We start from the raw sequence: 13,967 nt of genomic DNA, 5'->3' as shown, positions 1-13,967 counted from the left end.
ATCATGAATGGTTCAAACTTCGTGGTGCGCCCGTGAAGACGCCGCAAGGCTATCAGAAAGATATTTTTACCGTATACCATAATTATCCATCATTGCGCGTTATGAAAAATTAGGTTTTAAATTTGAGTTCGATTTTGAGCATGCAGGGATTGTTCACAAGTTTCATAGAAAACCTACAATAAAGAAACTATAGAGGTCTTATGGATATAGTAAAAATTGACAATAGTTTAGTCCAAAAACTGATTGCCGAGCAATTTCCACAGTGGCAATCATTGCCCATACATCCAGTTGCTCAAAGTGGTTGGGATAATCGAACGTTTCATTTAGGTGAAGAAATGGTAATTCGTTTGCCTAGTGATAAGAAGTATGAGCCACAGATAGAGAAAGAATATCAATGGTTGCCGTGGCTCTCTAAACAGCTCTCATTTCAAATTACGCAACCGATTGCACTTGGAAAACCATCATCAGATTATCCATTGCATTGGAGTATCAATCGTTGGATTGAAGGGAAAACTGCTTCAAGGCAGAATATTCATGATAAAAAAGGGTTTGCGAAAGCATTGGGTAAGTGCTTAAAAGAATTTCAATCTTTAGATGCTACGGATGGACCTTTGGCTGGCGCACATAATTTTTATCGGGGCAGTTCATTAAAGGCCTATGATCATGAAATGCAGGTTGCAATTCCTAAAATTAAAAACGTCCATGAACAAAGACTTGCAGTATCACTATGGCGACGAGCGCTCTCTTCTGAATGGCGCTTAAAGCCTGTGTGGGTTCACGGAGACATAGCTGTTGGAAATATTTTAATTCGTCACGGAAGGCTGTGTGCTATTATCGATTTCGGACAACTTGCCATAGGTGATCCTGCATGTGATTTAGTAATCGCGTGGAATTTTTTTTCTGGCAAAGAACGAGAAGTATTTAAAAATGCAATTCAGCTGGATAATGAAACTTGGACGCGAGCTTTAGGATGGGCATTTTGGAAAACCTTATGTTGGCCAATTAAAGGTGCTAATGTAAAAGAGATTTTGCATGAAATTTATACGGATTACGATGCGATTAAAATAAACGCGCTATAAGTATCAAGGGGTTATCCCAGTTATATGAGTTTAATTATGAACATGTAACGGTTCATCGCTTAAGGTAGGGTTCACGAAAAATATTTTAGGCTTTTTTTACATTGAACAGCATGCTCACCATACTTTCTTTTGATCCTTTGCCTTTATGTTTTCCGTGAAAGATGGTTTTAACCCCTTAGAAGCCATCTTTGTACACAAATAGAAAAGACAGGTGTAAATTTTTTTTCATCTCTTCCAGCTTTGCTATCTCTTTGAATGTCTTCATTTCTTTTTTAAATACGAGAGAAATTGTCCTATTTTGTTAAAGCAGCCTATTTTTTCTGTTCTATACTTGATTCACCCTATCAATAAAAGGAGATAATCATGAACAGGGATGATAAAGAACGCATGAATCAAAACCAGCAAGGTCAAGGCGGCCGCAATATGGGACAAAATCCCGATGAACGGAAACAAGCCCCTGGCCAAGGTGGTCAAAAACAAGGTCATCAACCTGGACAAGGTGAAAAGAAAGACCAACCAGGTCGATACCAACGTTAATTTCTTAAACCACTAGAAGAGTTCTTCTAGTGGTTTTTTTGAGTTTTTTTTCCCAAAAGCCAATCCACATTCACCTCTAATTCATCGGCAATGGATTGTAATGAATGTTTATCAATTTCAATGCCATGCAAGACAGCTTCCGTTTTAAACTTAGGAAGTTTAAATATTTTGGCACATGCAGAAATTCGCTCCGGCAAAACGAGCGGAACTCCTATGGAATCAAGCTCTTTATTCAAACGTTCTGATAAATGGCGATTTGGCATCACAAACCTCCCGTCGTTTTGAGTTTGTATAGCACAGCTTTTGAGTGTTTTCGACACGAAAGGACAATTGCTTAATAAGAAGATAAATAGCCTATACTTAAGCTGTACCCTGCTTTGACAAGGGGGACCTCTATACTACACTTGTTATATTAAAATTTTGCTACAGGAATTCTAATGCCTAAAGTAGCCCTTCGCTCTCTTCAGGATTTAAGGCAAACTGGAGATTTAATTTATCGCTCTAGTAAATTAAATCCCAATGATCTTCAGGATAATTGCATCTATCTCGATAGAATTGAAACAACAGTAAAAGGCACAGGCTTTGGAACGGCAGCAATGCGCTATATTATTAACGAAAGCTTTGCTAGAGGCTATGAAGGGAACCTCAAAACTGACTCCTCATGGGACTCTCATTTATTTTATTTAGCTTTAGGATTAATCCCTGAAGAGAGGCAGGTCCCGTATGTTCAAAATAAATATGGAATCCCGGCAGATGATTCACTAGCCATTGTAGTAGATTTTTTTGAAAAGCATGAGGGTGAGAATGGGGAGGAATTAAAATCTGCTTTGCAGGAATTATTGGAGGATAACGACTACTTACTTGATGAGATAGCAGTCATTCTACAAAAAGAAGGCAAAATTGAGCGCAAACAATCTGCTAATATCGATGATCTTCTGAAGAACCGTGAATTTCTCTCAGAAATCTCTTATGCTACAAGCTCTTACTTACATGATCAATTTATTCCCAGTTTGTTACACATCTTAGAAAAAAATATCGGAAAAAAAAGTGTCGAGACAAATACTTCATCCTTAAACGCTGTAATGATGGTTTTATCGGATGAAGGGAAGAAACGTTGGAAAAAAGCTTTAGATAATGAAAGCGAATTTAAAACATTTAAACAATTTGAACAATTGCACCCTTATATGGATAACGCACAAAAGGAAAAATTGCAGTCCATTCTGGCCAAAAATGCCACTTTTAAGCAGCAGGCACCTCAGTTATTTTTTTCTCAATTACAACAAGAGCAAAAAGAAGAAGAGCCTGCACCCACCAATCAAGCAGTATTCAATCCGAACCAACACTAAGTTCAAATATCTTGCGGCGCAGATGAGGCATCCATAAACCAAATCAGTAAATTATAAAACCCTACAAAACACATGCAGTATATTTGTTGAACAATTTGTCTATACTTATTTCTAGGTTGTTCTACCAGCAGTGGAATTAATATGTCAGATAAAAAGTCCTATTTGAAGCAGCTGAAAGCATCATTTGACCACTACCGAAATACCCGCACAAAAGAAAAGAAAGGCGTCTTCCATTATCTACTAACCCAACCTGCCCCGAGTGAGAATACCATTCTGTTAAACCATAATGATTATTTAGGGCTTGCCTCCCATCCTAACGTTTTAGAAGCACAGATAAATTCACTCAGTAACGAAAAAATCACAATTATGATGTCTGGCGTTTTCCTAAGCGCTGGAAGCTATCAATTTGATATAGAGCAGCAATTGGCTAATTACCTTGGAAAAGCAAAGGCATGTATATTTCAGTCGGGGCTTTGCGCCAATGTCAGTGTTACTGAGACAATTACCAATGTTGATACACCTGTCTACATTGATCAAAGAGCCCATGCTTCATTTTGGTTTGGGTTGCGCTTCGCCAGAGCAAAAATAATTCCCTTTCGCCATAATGATTTAGATGATCTTGAAAAGAAAATTTTAAAATATGGGGCAGGGCCTATTTTTGTTGATTCGGTTTACAGTGCCCATGGAACTATAGCCCCTCTTGTACAGATAGTTCGAATAAAAAAAGCCCATCATTGTTTTCTGGTAGTAGATGAGTCCCACAGTTTGGGATTATTTGGAAATAAAGGCTCAGGCCTGGTAGCGCAATTAAATCTGACGTCGGAAGTTGACTGTATTACAGCAAGCTTGTCAAAAACCTTTTGTACCCGGGCTGGACTGGTTTGTGGAAGCGAAGATTTTATTCTTTTCATGAAAGAACAATCAACGTCAATGATCTTTAGCTCCGCCGTGCCAAATTATGATATTGCGAGAATTGAAGCGATGATGCAAATTCTTACAGCAGAAGAAGGTGATGCATTGAGAACTCGACTGTTTTTATTAAGTGCGACATTAAGACAATACTTAATTGAGGAGAAATATAAACTATACACAAAGGATAATTGCTCCCCCATCGTAAGTATTTTTTGCGGGGAAGAAGAAGATTGTCGTTGCTTACGACTGGCTTTTGACAGCAAACATATTTATTTGTCGCCTTTTTTCCAACCCGCTACCCCTCCCAAAGAAACCCTGTTACGAATGACGGTTAACAGTAGTATCTCTGCATTGCAACTTGAATATATTGCTGAAGCAGTGCGAAATATAAAAAAGATTTTCTTACTGCAAAAGATAACACATCCCGCTTTTTACTAAATGGCAAAAGCTATTGAGCACAAATAGTATGTTGGTAACGTCTGTCAAATAGGTGAATCGGTTATATGGCCTATTGTAACGTATCTACGCTTGCTCTTCAGTGTCAATAATGTCTATGACTGCAGCGGGACATTAAAAAATATTTCGATTTATTGCTACCTCTCGCCTGTAACGTGATACATAATTCTCTTCATTTTCTGATTCTTCGTCGCTACTACTTTCAAAAAAACGGCCATAAGAATAATTATTTTGTTTTCTGATCTGCCTATCTATTTTGTTGGCCTTTTTTCCGCTTTGAATAATATTTATCAATACTTCATCAGTCAGCATTGTCTCATCAAGTATAAGTAAACGCTCAACAAAAAACTGGTAGTTATTAGCGTGTTCTACATGTTGCATTAATAACCCAAAGTTAGCTTCGTTTAATAAATGACGCCCATTTAAAATGAATAAGAGAAAATCAATGGATGATAAATAACTTTCAGCGGCAATTAATATCTCCACATTGACATCTGTCAGTAAGTTATTTTTACTGAGCGAGACTATACAAGAACTTAAATCGCTTGCAATCCCTGGGTGCTTAACCAGTAGGGGATTAAACTGGCTTAATTCATTTTCTTTTAATTTAATCAGGCCTGTACTCAATGATTTAGCCTCTTTTCTATTGGCTTGAATAAGTTCTAAAATTTCTTCATTTAATAAGTCTTCATAGTACAATCTTACAAGCACCTCCGCTAAATTAAAAAATAATTCACTGTTATCCCCAGAAACATTTTTCAGCCAATCGAAATAGGGTGAAGAACTAATTTTAGTAAATTGTAAGTCCAGTAACCTTATAGCATTCCCATCAAAATGAGCGGGATGTTCCATTAACATTTGTCTAAATTTACCAGTGAGCAACCCCTTTTTATGTAGTTTTAAAAACAAGGCTTCAGAAGAATATGTCCAGGCGGGACCTGCTAACATGATTTTAAGAAACAGTAATGCATTGTCTTCATGTGCTTGCATTAATGCTATGGTTTTAGGGCTCACTAATTTTAAGATACTGTCCGTTTTGTCTAGTGCACTCCTATGATAAGAATGCCGACCAGTGTAAGTTGCTTCTCTTGTAAAATGTTGGAGTACAAAGCACAAATTTCTTTCGGAAAGTAAATTATTCTCTTTTAAATCAACCAACAAATAATACAGCTGATTAGTTATTCCGTAATAGGGGCTTAATACGGGTTTAAATACATTTTTTAAATGAGGATAGCTGAAGGAGAATAATAATAAATTGTAATTTGGACATAGCAAAGATCCCGTTTGCCCTGACAAGCATTCGATGGCATTATGGGTTAAAAAATTCGAAAAAGTGCCCATTAAAGAGCGTAATCTTTCGAACTCGTTAATACAGTTATTATTACAGGCTATATCAACCAAAAGTTTAAATTGTAATTCATCTAATCTCATGAAATATCTAGCTTCTTTGCACAATATTAGAATTCTTGGAATTTTTTCAAATTTTTGTTCTATCAATTCTAAAATTTCTTGAGTATGCAAATGATTTGCACTAAGGAAATTTAATAATGAAAGTACCTTAGGTCCATAATTATCTGAGGCTATGATTAAATTTAATAAATTAGCACTTAAAAGCGAAATTTCCATTGTGTCTTTCAAATGATTTTGTAAGAAAAATAGCCTGTCTTCTGGTCGAATTTGTGCTAATTGATTAAATAAGTCAGTTTTATTTTTGGATTTAAATGCTCTAAGAAAGAACTGGTATTGCAATTCTTGGTTGGGTAAAATTAATTGTACATGCTTACAATCAAATTTATTTAATTGGTCAGGTTGGCATCTACTGATTGCTTCAAAACAAAGTAGTTTATCCGCGTTGCTACAAGCCATTTCCAAAATAGAGTTGCCATAGTGCTGTAAGATAACTTGCGCTAAAGGATTTTTGCATAATCTAAAATATAATTCTTCAGACACGTCAAAATCATAAGCATTAAACAAGGTTTTTAAACTTATTAGTCGCGATTCTGTTTCCTTTGCCAGATAAATTTTTTCACTGGCGAGATCTTTTTCCAGTTCAAATGTCCAATTAATAATAAGTCCAATAAGAAAATATAATATTTCGTTAGGGTATTCCTGAAAAAGTGCTCTATTTAAATCGTAATCATTGAAATAGGAACATTCTAAAATAGATAATGTTTCATTAATAACTTCATTAGGATTGTTTTCGTTTAACAATGTATATATCAAGTTTTTAATATATGCTTTTTTATCCATATTATGCTCAGGAAGAGCCATATTAAGCTGAGGAATAAATGCTTCCATTAACTGTTTTAAACCCTTTGGTGGATGTTGGATATTATCTGGATTATGTTTACTTAAATTTATGATATGTTTAACTTTATCTGATTCGATATTGAGCTCATGTTCGAACGATATTTTAATCATTTGTAACAATAAAATTGTTACATGCTGAGGCATTATTCGTTGTGAATCACGGCGTGTAGAGTTAAAAAATTGTTTGTATTCGTGTATTGAATCCAGTATAGATCGAGTCCTATTGCATTCAGTTTTTAATTCTTCTTCGAGAAATCCTTCCAGAGGATGAAGTGTAGAGATATTTGACTCTTTGATTATCCCTAGTAATTCTCTTTTCATTTGATCAAGCCGTTCAATAGCTTGGTGGTAATCTTCTTCTTCTTTTTGGTTATATTGGTCTTTAAAGGCAACGTAAAAGTGCTTCAGCAGCCGTTCCAAATTTAACGTTATTAATTCTTGGTTCTTTAAATGATTATTTTCAAAGGCGTAAAGTAAGTGAGAAATTACAAATACGCCACAGGACCAATCATCCTCTTGATGCTTAAAGGGTGAAGTAGCTTCCTCAATGACACAATTGGGATATAAATCAAAAAATCGTCGCAAACGTGAATAGTGTGCGTCATCCCATCGTGTTTGATTAGAATCGTAGGAATCATATAAGGTAAATTTAATGGGGTCGCTAAGCTCTATCCAGATAGCAACCTGATGTTCGTCATTTTTTGGATAAGTAAATCCGACATACTTATAATCATTTCTTAAACTATAAAGTGGTAAATTAATATTCCTGTCAAGCAGAAAGTGTAGTCGTGGAATATATATACTAGGATGATCCCGAAAGAGCCGTTGCAAAGCGAGCTGGATTTGTTGTGGAAAGAACCCCCCTTGGTTGTTATTCTTGATTAACTGCAGTTCTACTTCGTCTTCAGCAGTTAGTTGAGGAATATTTTTATCAGAATTGTTTAATATAGAAAACATAAATTACCCAAAAAAATATTTTATGGGTTCTTATTTTACTTACGTATTATTAAAGGAATTATAAATAGCAGTTGGGTAGGACTACCCAATTTTATCTGTCTGGATTAGGGATTCACATAAGGAGAATTTTCAATCTCATCGTCCCCAGTATCAACAATTTCGGGGACTCTCTCTAGGTTTTTTTGTTTAATTGCTTTAAGTTTTTTAGGCTGGTAAGTAAACAAGGTCCATTGATTACCAAAGGTAGAGTTAGAGAGAGTTTCTCGGGCTGATTCTTTGTATTTCAAGGGAGGGTTTTTAGGATCGGCGTGGATAACCCTGGCAACCAAATTTTCTTTGACAATGTCAATGCTATTAGAGGTAAGGACATGATTCCCTATGGAGGGTAATTTTTTTCCAGCTTGGGCAAGTTGCTGTATTAAATATTTCGTATCAGAAATTCCTATTCGGTTTGTTTCACTATGTTCAACGCAAATTTCAATCGTCACTAAAATAATTTCCCCAGATGCCGTTTTTATTCTTAATGCTCCTCGATGTTGATTAATATCATCGACTCTGACCTCCGTGTCTTTTAGGAGTAAATTAGGCGAATACTCTGTATGGTAATAATCATTACCCTCTAATAGTTGATATAATTTATCTGCGGTCAAAAAGATATCTAAAAAAGCCTCATCATCCATTAGGCTATCGCGATAGAGAGGGGATGGTTGTCCCTCTTTTTTATATCTAGCATCACCTAAATCTGGTACTTTTTTATCGAGGTGATGAAGAATTGGATTTCTACCACATTTTCTTGAGGATTGTACATGCAAAACCGTATTATGAATTTCCCCATCTGGCCATAAAATAGGCAAGGAAGACAGGATCAAATGAATATTGGAAGGCAGTGTTTTCGAATAGGCTGAAATTTCCGAAATGATAGTTTTATACTCCAATAAAGTAAGAGGACGCTCATGTGTATAAAGACTGAACTCGTTTAAGGTAAGTCGGGTAATAAGCTCGTAACGGTCTCCTTGGTCTATGATCTCTAGGTGCTTGATTTTGGTATAATCAATTAAGTTTTTAATGTGAGAAATTAAACGAGAAAGTGAGTCACCTGTTTCTAATGCAGGAATTGAATCAAATTCTCCTTTATAACCTATCCCAATAATGTTTTGAACTTTAACTTTCATAATTCAATTTAAGCAATGAATTTGTAAAAAATTATATCAAACCAACATTAAGAAATGATTAATAAATAATCAAATTGATTGTTTTTTGAATTGGATGTTTTTTGTAGCCAAACTCTCCGAACGAATATTCTTTTATGATAAAAACGATTTTGGACATTTATCTAGGACAATAAAAACAAGGTAGTTTAGAAACTACCTTATTTAGTCTGAGGGAATTGTTATTGAAATCATTACTCAATAAGTTAACTTATGCTGATCCATACTCTCTTCTTTTTTTTGAGCTCTTTGAGTCTCATCTAGTAAAGTAGGATCTTTATCTAAGATGCAATGATTAATGATTCGCCGGTAAACTTCAGTCGTACTAGGCCTTCTGCCTGTTCTTGGATTAGCAATGGCTTCCTGGGCTAGCTTAATAATTTCTCTATAGGCTTCTTCTGCAGTTATTTGATATTCATTTTTTTCCACGTTCTCAATTATTTTAATAATTTCATATATTCGATGAGGAACGCGTTTACCGTTGTAATCTCTGCCGCCTTGAAAAAACCTATTACCTGGAATATCCCAATCAATTGTTTCAATTTGCTCCTTAATTTTAGTGAATCTTTCTTTTAGGAGAGCGGGTTCTGATTCACCTAAGTTGTAGTCCTCCTCCTCTGATGAAAATGGAAGATGATCACTCTTTCTACACAGCTCAGTGTTGAATTCATTAATTTGTTTCCCGAGAAATTTTCTGGTTTCTTGCTCTTCCCTTTCAGAGTGTGTCTCCAATAATTGTTGGAAGTAACAGAAAGGTAGTTCAAATAATTTATTGGAATCATCTAAACCGGGAAACCTGTTTAAACAATACCAAATCGCTAAGGTAGCGGTTGAAAAAGGGTAATCCTTTAAATGCATTCGTTTTGCACCCTTTGTTTCATAAGTATTAGTCTTGAGTAATTGGAAGAAAAAGTCATTAAAATTATCTTTTTCTACCTTGGCGATAAAGGCGCTCAATAGTGCAGGGGCAAGACGATCGCTAAGGCCAAAAGGGTTTTTGGGCGCCGCACCCAATTCTAAAGGGGCTAATTTGTTTATAATCTCTATGATTTCATTAGCCGAGGCTTTTTCAATGATTTTGTTTATAAGTTCTGCTTTTTCTTCCTGGGTAAGGTCTTCAGCCTGCTGATATTCTTCTTTGGTAAGACCTATATGCCGTAGGTATAAATCTGGACGATTTGTCTTTAAAAAATTTAAGTTTGGCATCGTAATCTCCTAATATAAATAAAGTATAGTTAAATAAAATTAAACCCACATTGACGATGGCCTATACTACTCGGCTTTATATCACCTACTAATCAAGCGACTTTAAAAATTTGGGGTTATTTGCAATTAACTGTGTTTCAAGTTGCAGTTTTAGATGGATAAAGTCCATTGTTCTTATTTCATGTAATGCCATCATGGCGGCTAAATCCTGCATAACTAGGTTGGGTGTAATAAACGGTACTATTGCTGCTCTGCCTTCCGTGAGCACGCCTTTAAGTACAGAAAAATCAAGGCCTAATTTAGAGGTTGACCCGAACCAGTTTTCCTTTTTATCCGGTATCCAATTATAAAATTGTGTTGATGAGGGTGGCCTTAAGGTAAAATTTGGCACTGGACAAAAGGGCTCATTAGAGCAGTATTCATAGACTACATGCATAGGAAAAAGCTTTTGTGCACTACCCACATCTTCAATCCATTGCCTTTCAATGGTGCCTAAATTTAGACCCCAGCGGTACAAGGATGCTAGGTTTACTTGCCTTCGCAGTTCTTTAATAATGGTATTTTTAAAATCAAAATGTTTTTCAGTGGTATTTTTTCCATTAAGGTTGTAAGTGACTCCCTCCTCGTTTACCTTGTTATATTGTTTATTTAAGAGTTCTAGTATGGTATAGGTTTCTTCGTTTTGAGGTAGGCAATCAAGCATTGCATCCCACATGTGTTTATCTAAAGCCCAAAGTGCATATTCAAAAGCACTAACCATCTCAAAAACTCGTCCAGAGCAATCAGTCACTTTGCTTCTTTTAAAAATTAAATGGATATCGTTTCTTAGTATCGATTGCACGGCTTCATATTCGCCATGCACAACATGGTGTAATAGTTTGCGAACAGCAATTTCATGTTTAAAGAATGCCCAGTGTCCCCTGGATATCAAAGAAAGATTTAGCAGATCTTGGGATGATAAATTCTTTGCTGTTTCATGTTGTATCTCCAGAGGTAACTCATCAAAGAACTCAAATTTATCTTCATGCAATGTATGCTCAATATCATGATGAGTTTTCATACACCGACTCCTAAAATAATCAAAAAAAACATTGTTGAGATTTAATTGTACTTAGTGATTATTAAATTAATTATAAATAGTGTTTGGGTAGACCTACCCAATTTGGGGGATAAGAAATTAGTTACGAGTGACTGCGCTTATATTGGCTCACTGTACTCTCGACTAGCATTTATTTGAATGACCGTTTTTTAGCGGGATTAAATATTGAAATAACTATGAGATTAAAGGGGGTTATAAAACTCTTCTATATAAAAAAATCCCTTTTCCAGCAGTTTACATACAATTTCATCTTTAGTACTACAACTTAACTTAGCTCTAATATTCTCAAAATGTCTCTCAACTGTTTTTTTAGAGATAAATAATTTGCCTGCAGTTTCTCTATGATTTAATCCTTTCATATATTCAGCGATAATCTGCAGCTCTCGCGGTGTTAAATTTAAATCCTTTACATTTTGTTTAATCTTTATAATTTTATCTTTGACGTTTATTGTCTCGAGTGTAGCTTTGTCAAAGTCAAAATTACATACCTCTTTATTAATGTAAGCTCTTACACGCTGACCTGGTGAAGCCTTATCCATTGTACTTAACAAAGGTAACATTCGTTTATGGAAATAATGGCTAAATTCCTGAAATAATTTAAGATCTCTTAAGTAATATTGATTAATCTTTGTATTATTGATATTTGCTCCATAAGTAAAAATTTTAATTACAACCCCTTGCCTGGTTACTTCCTTGTCAATAATTGTAAAAAAATTGCCAAAAACAAATTGTTTACGAAAATTCTCTAAAACATTAAATTCATTGGGTTCGCCAAGATAAGATAAGTAGTTGCCACTTTGGGGATATTGTTTTATCACCCATAGGGGTGAAGAAAGTAAGAGCTCATTTTTTTGCAACTGGGTAGCTGAGTAGTCGTAATAATCAAGATTATTCATTAAGCATATGAAATCCCCATTCCCGTGAATTTCCATGTACTTGAAAAAAGTCACGCCATACTTCAATAACAAAGGTTCACATAAGTCATTGGTAAGGTGGGATTGTCTCAAAAAATTTTCTAAAACATTTTCATCCATTGGTCTTGCTGCTGTTTGTTCGCCAATATGATTAAGTATAGCTATTGAGGTAATAAAGATATTTCTAAAAAGGTTTAGTTACAATAGACAGCTTATGAGAAATGTCCTTTTACTATTCGTTGGCGTGTGTATCATGCTTTATAAAAGTGAGTAAGGTAGTTACAGGTTGAATTTAAACCATTATTTTTTCTTTAAAAAGAAAAACTGTCCGTATAAGCTAATTTGATTCCCAGGGTTTAAACAATCCTTTCCGATTATGTTATGCTTTTGTCTTTTAACATGTTCCTAGGAAGGAATTCTATGAAACATGATGTATTTGCTCATTTCAAAAACGATTTGTTTGCTTCCCTGGTGGTTTTTTTAGTTGCATTGCCATTATGTTTGGGGATAGCCCTGGCCTCCAATGCACCCTTATTTTCAGGAGTTATTGCAGGGGTTATTGGGGGAATTGTTGTCGGTCTCGTAAGTGGCTCAGCACTGGGTGTAAGTGGTCCAGCTGCTGGGTTGGTTGCCATTGTGGTAAGCTCTCTTGAATTGTTAGGTAGCTGGGAAGCTTTTTTACTGGCCGGTGTTATTGCAGGTGTTCTTCAATTATTTGCCGGTTATCTAAGGGGAGGGATTATTGCTTACTATTTCCCTTCATCAGTCATTAAGGGGATGCTCTCAGGTATAGGTATTATTATCATTTTAAAACAAATACCTCATTTACTAGGTCATGATGTGACTTCAAGCCTTTTGATGGAGCCTGATGGTGAATTCGATATCACTCGTCTTAAGGATACCGTAGAGTCTATTAATCCAGGTGTGATTTTAATCAGTGTAGTATCTTTATTCCTTATGATTCTCTGGGAAAAGGTGCTAATGAAAAGATATAAAATTTTTGAAATCATTCAGGCACCTCTAGTGGTAGTCATTATTGGTATTTTATTTAGTACATTGTATGGTTATAAAATACTCCCTTTTGTGCTCGAACCTTCTGAGCTTGTTCGATTACCTCAATTCTCTGGACCTGGAGAGTGGTTTAATCATGTGACTTTACCCGATTTCTCCCAATGGACTAATTGGGATGTGTATAAAGTGGCAATCGTTATTGCTTTAATTGCTAGTCTGGAGACCTTGTTATGTGTGGAAGCTACCGATAAACTTGATCCTCATAAACGCGTTACCCCCACCGATCGTGAGTTAAAAGCACAAGGGTTGGGAAACATTTTATCTTCTTTGATGGGTGGGCTACCTATTACCCAGGTCATTGTGCGTAGTACTGCGAATATAACTTTTGGTGCAAAAACCAAATTATCAGCGATATTACATGGCTTTTTTCTTCTGCTAAGCGTTGTTACTATACCGGCCTTATTAAACAAAATCCCTCTTGCTTCCCTTGCTAGCATTCTTGCAATAATCGGCTACAAACTTGCAACCCCGAAAGTGTTTAAACAAATGTATCGTCTAGGTTGGGAGCAATTTTTACCCTTTCTGGTGACAGTGGTAGGTATTATAATACGCGATCTGCTCTTTGGCGTTACAATTGGCTTTGCCCTAGCTCTCTTTATCATCTTGCGACACCATTATCTAAACTCTCATGATTTTTTTAAAATTCGTACCCAAAAAGATACAAAATATTACCTGCATTTGGCCGAACAAGTTTCTTTCTTAAATAAAGGAAGTATTATCCATGAATTGAAACAGCTTCCCAAGGGGGCTACTGTAGTCATCGATGGTTCTGGTTCAAAAATCATCGATCCAGATGTCAAGGAAGTTATTCATCATTTTGTTTTAGGTGCAAAAACACGAAATATCAATGTGGAATTAATAGGAGTGTAATC

The 13,967-nt window shown here is 35.6% G+C and carries 11 protein-coding genes; 5 read left to right on the top strand and 6 right to left on the bottom strand.

Translation table 11 applies throughout. The annotated features are described in order from the left end of the window. Positions 1-200: 200 nt before the first annotated feature. Both Ljam_RS05760 and Ljam_RS15145 read left to right on the top strand, forming a co-directional pair. Positions 201-1,079: an aminoglycoside phosphotransferase family protein gene (locus Ljam_RS05760; protein ID WP_058449173.1), complete on the top strand. Its 879-nt coding sequence runs from the start codon at positions 201-203 to the stop codon at positions 1,077-1,079. Between the two features lie 363 nt (positions 1,080-1,442). Continuing rightward, positions 1,443-1,616 carry a hypothetical protein gene (locus Ljam_RS15145; RefSeq protein ID WP_156411911.1) on the top strand — a complete coding sequence of 58 codons (174 nt, stop codon included), beginning with the start codon at positions 1,443-1,445 and terminating at the stop codon, positions 1,614-1,616. A gap of 26 nt (positions 1,617-1,642) precedes the next feature. On the opposite strand, the gene Ljam_RS05755 is transcribed toward Ljam_RS15145, so the two are convergent. Next, positions 1,643-1,879 (bottom strand): hypothetical protein, encoded by a 237-nt coding sequence (locus Ljam_RS05755; protein WP_058449172.1) that lies wholly within the window; start codon positions 1,877-1,879, stop codon positions 1,643-1,645. Positions 1,880-2,053: 174 nt separating this feature from the next. Here Ljam_RS05755 and Ljam_RS05750 point away from each other — a divergent pair, with 174 nt between their 5' ends. Beyond that, a complete protein-coding gene (locus Ljam_RS05750) occupies positions 2,054-2,962 on the top strand; it encodes a hypothetical protein (RefSeq protein WP_058449171.1) in 909 nt (302 codons plus the stop codon). Positions 2,963-3,103: 141 nt separating this feature from the next. Next, positions 3,104-4,312, top strand: a complete 1,209-nt coding sequence (locus Ljam_RS05745) for an aminotransferase class I/II-fold pyridoxal phosphate-dependent enzyme (protein ID WP_058449170.1) — start codon at positions 3,104-3,106, stop codon at positions 4,310-4,312. A 132-nt stretch (positions 4,313-4,444) separates the two neighbouring features. Here the strand turns inward: Ljam_RS05745 and Ljam_RS05740 are convergent, their stop codons facing one another. From Ljam_RS05740 to Ljam_RS05720, 5 genes are all read right to left on the bottom strand, one after another. Beyond that, complete coding sequence (locus tag Ljam_RS05740; RefSeq protein ID WP_058449169.1) at positions 4,445-7,597, bottom strand: hypothetical protein; 3,153 nt, start codon at positions 7,595-7,597, stop codon at positions 4,445-4,447. Between the two features lie 104 nt (positions 7,598-7,701). Then, positions 7,702-8,769: a hypothetical protein gene (locus Ljam_RS05735; RefSeq protein WP_058449168.1), complete on the bottom strand. Its 1,068-nt coding sequence runs from the start codon at positions 8,767-8,769 to the stop codon at positions 7,702-7,704. A 234-nt stretch (positions 8,770-9,003) separates the two neighbouring features. Then, positions 9,004-10,011, bottom strand: coding sequence for a hypothetical protein (locus Ljam_RS05730; RefSeq protein WP_058449167.1), 1,008 nt, complete (start codon positions 10,009-10,011; stop codon positions 9,004-9,006). An 88-nt stretch (positions 10,012-10,099) separates the two neighbouring features. Continuing rightward, positions 10,100-11,071 (bottom strand): hypothetical protein, encoded by a 972-nt coding sequence (locus Ljam_RS05725; protein ID WP_058449166.1) that lies wholly within the window; start codon positions 11,069-11,071, stop codon positions 10,100-10,102. A 221-nt stretch (positions 11,072-11,292) separates the two neighbouring features. Then, positions 11,293-12,144, bottom strand: a complete 852-nt coding sequence (locus Ljam_RS05720; protein WP_058449165.1) for a helix-turn-helix transcriptional regulator — start codon at positions 12,142-12,144, stop codon at positions 11,293-11,295. A 300-nt stretch (positions 12,145-12,444) separates the two neighbouring features. Between Ljam_RS05720 and Ljam_RS05715 the strand changes: the two genes are divergently transcribed. Continuing rightward, a complete protein-coding gene (locus Ljam_RS05715; protein ID WP_058449164.1) occupies positions 12,445-13,965 on the top strand; it encodes a SulP family inorganic anion transporter in 1,521 nt (506 codons plus the stop codon). Positions 13,966-13,967 lie beyond the last annotated feature (2 nt).

This window comes from Legionella jamestowniensis (genome assembly GCF_001467745.1).
Lineage (GTDB): Bacteria > Pseudomonadota > Gammaproteobacteria > Legionellales > Legionellaceae > Tatlockia > Tatlockia jamestowniensis.
Note: the sequence above shows the minus strand (reverse complement) of the source record. Positions and strands in the feature narration are given on the sequence as shown.

What these genes read in the sequence shown, in the direction of transcription:
- Ljam_RS05760 (WP_058449173.1), top strand. Translation starts at nt 201, where the DNA reads ATGGATATAGTAAAAATTGACAATAGTTTAGTCCAAAAACTGATTGCC.
- Ljam_RS15145 (WP_156411911.1), top strand. Translation starts at nt 1,443, where the DNA reads ATGAACAGGGATGATAAAGAACGCATGAATCAAAACCAGCAAGGTCAA.
- Ljam_RS05755 (WP_058449172.1), bottom strand. Translation starts at nt 1,879, where the DNA reads ATGCCAAATCGCCATTTATCAGAACGTTTGAATAAAGAGCTTGATTCC.
- Ljam_RS05750 (WP_058449171.1), top strand. Translation starts at nt 2,054, where the DNA reads ATGCCTAAAGTAGCCCTTCGCTCTCTTCAGGATTTAAGGCAAACTGGA.
- Ljam_RS05745 (WP_058449170.1), top strand. Translation starts at nt 3,104, where the DNA reads ATGTCAGATAAAAAGTCCTATTTGAAGCAGCTGAAAGCATCATTTGAC.
- Ljam_RS05740 (WP_058449169.1), bottom strand. Translation starts at nt 7,597, where the DNA reads ATGTTTTCTATATTAAACAATTCTGATAAAAATATTCCTCAACTAACT.
- Ljam_RS05735 (WP_058449168.1), bottom strand. Translation starts at nt 8,769, where the DNA reads ATGAAAGTTAAAGTTCAAAACATTATTGGGATAGGTTATAAAGGAGAA.
- Ljam_RS05730 (WP_058449167.1), bottom strand. Translation starts at nt 10,011, where the DNA reads ATGCCAAACTTAAATTTTTTAAAGACAAATCGTCCAGATTTATACCTA.
- Ljam_RS05725 (WP_058449166.1), bottom strand. Translation starts at nt 11,071, where the DNA reads ATGAAAACTCATCATGATATTGAGCATACATTGCATGAAGATAAATTT.
- Ljam_RS05720 (WP_058449165.1), bottom strand. Translation starts at nt 12,144, where the DNA reads ATGGATGAAAATGTTTTAGAAAATTTTTTGAGACAATCCCACCTTACC.
- Ljam_RS05715 (WP_058449164.1), top strand. Translation starts at nt 12,445, where the DNA reads ATGAAACATGATGTATTTGCTCATTTCAAAAACGATTTGTTTGCTTCC.